The organism is Candidatus Protofrankia californiensis, assembly GCF_900634765.1.
Lineage (GTDB): Bacteria > Actinomycetota > Actinomycetes > Frankiales > Frankiaceae > Protofrankia > Protofrankia californiensis.
Map to the genome: position 1 here is coordinate 10,924 of NZ_CAAAFT010000413.1, position 1,817 is coordinate 12,740.

General features: G+C 69.2%; 1 protein-coding gene. It reads right to left on the minus strand.

The window, feature by feature from the left end:
* A partial coding sequence (gene ffh / locus DD1DGNOD_RS21445) for a signal recognition particle protein (RefSeq protein ID WP_131770922.1) occupies positions 1-1,560 on the minus strand: 1,560 nt, incomplete at its 3' end.
* Positions 1,561-1,817: the final 257 nt, after the last annotated feature.

The window sequence follows — 1,817 nt, forward strand, 5'->3', positions numbered from 1 at the left end:
CCCGCCGCGCCCCTGCCCGGACGGCGGGAAACCACCGCCTCGCATCAGGGCCGACAGGTCGGGCAGCTCGCCGTCGCCGAGTCCGGCCGGAAGCCCACCGGGGGGGCCGCCGGCATGCCGTGTCTCGGCCGCGATCTTCTCCGCCTGCGTCTGCGCGGCGCGGGCGGCCGGGTTGCCCTTGCGTTTCGCGCCCTTGGCCTTCTTCGCGGCCTTACGGTTGGCCGCCGTCTTGGCGCGGAAGGCCCCACCGGGTCCGCCGAGACCGCCGGCCATCTGCTTCATGACCTTGCGTGCATCCTCGAACCGGTCGAGAAGCTGGTTGACCTCGGTGACGGTCACACCGGAGCCGCGGGCTACACGCGCCTTGCGGGACGCCTGGAGGATGCGCGGGTCATGCCGCTCGGCCGGAGTCATCGACCGGATGATCGCCACGACCCGGTCGACGTCGCGATCGTCGATCTGGGAAAGCTGCTCCTTCATCTGCCCCATGCCGGGCAGCATCCCGAGCAGGTTGGCGATCGGCCCCATCTTGCGGACGGTGAGCATCTGGTCGAGGAAGTCGGAGAGGGTGAACTCCGAGGCGGCCATCTTCGCCGCCATCTCCTCGGCCTGATCGGCCTCGAACGCCTTTTCGGCCTGCTCGATGAGGGTGAGGACGTCGCCCATCCCCAGGATGCGCGAGGCCATCCGCTCGGGGTGGAAGACGTCGAAGTCCTCCAGCGCCTCACCGGTGGAGGCGAACATAATCGGACGACCGGTCAGGTGCGCGACCGACAATGCGGCACCGCCGCGCGCGTCACCGTCGAGCTTGGTGAGCACCACCCCGGTGAAGCCCACACCGTCGGCGAATGCCTGCGCCGTGGTGACGGCGTCCTGACCGATCATGGCGTCGACGACGAACAGGATCTCGTCCGGAGAGGTCACGTCACGGATGGCGGCGGCCTGGCGCATCATGTCGGCATCCACGCCGAGACGGCCCGCGGTGTCGACGACGACCACGTCGTGCAGGCGGCGTCGGGCGTATTCCACCGCGTCACGGGCGACTGCGACCGGGTCACCCACGCCGTTGCCGGGTTCGGGCGCGTACACCTCCACACCGGCCCGACCGGCCACAACCTGAAGCTGCGTGACCGCGTTCGGACGCTGAAGGTCGGCGGCGACGAGAAGAGGGGTGTGGCCCTGGGCCTTGAGCCACCGGCCGAGCTTGCCGGCCAACGTCGTCTTGCCCGTTCCCTGCAGGCCCGCCAGGAGGATGACGGTGGGCGGCGTCTTGGTGAACCGCAGGGTGGTCGTCCCACCACCCAGGATCGTGACCAGCTCCTGGTTGACGATCTTTATGACCTGCTGGGCGGGATTCAGCGAGGCCGAGACCTCCTCGCCCCTGGCCCGCTCACGAACGGCGGTGATGAAGGCACGGACCACCGGCAGGGCGACGTCGGCCTCCAGCAACGCCACCCGGATCTCCCGGGCGGTGGCATTGATGTCGGCCTCGGACAGCCGTCCCTTGCCACGAAGTGACGAGAAAGCCTTGTCGAGACGGCTGGACAGGGTGTCGAACACGCGCACACTCCGAGATCGCTGGCGAACCGCAGTTCTCAGGGTACGCACCTGGCGGGCCGAGCCGGAGCCGGACCGCCCACCGCCATCTCACTACAGCGGCAACACCACCATGACATCCCGGCGAGGTGCGCCCACACGATGATCACAACCGAACCTGCCGTGATCTCCGCCCTCCGCGTCGAGGATGGCGGGACACCTCGCCGGACGTCGTCCGTCCCGGCCGTCACATCCAGCCGGGACTGAAAACCTCACCACGG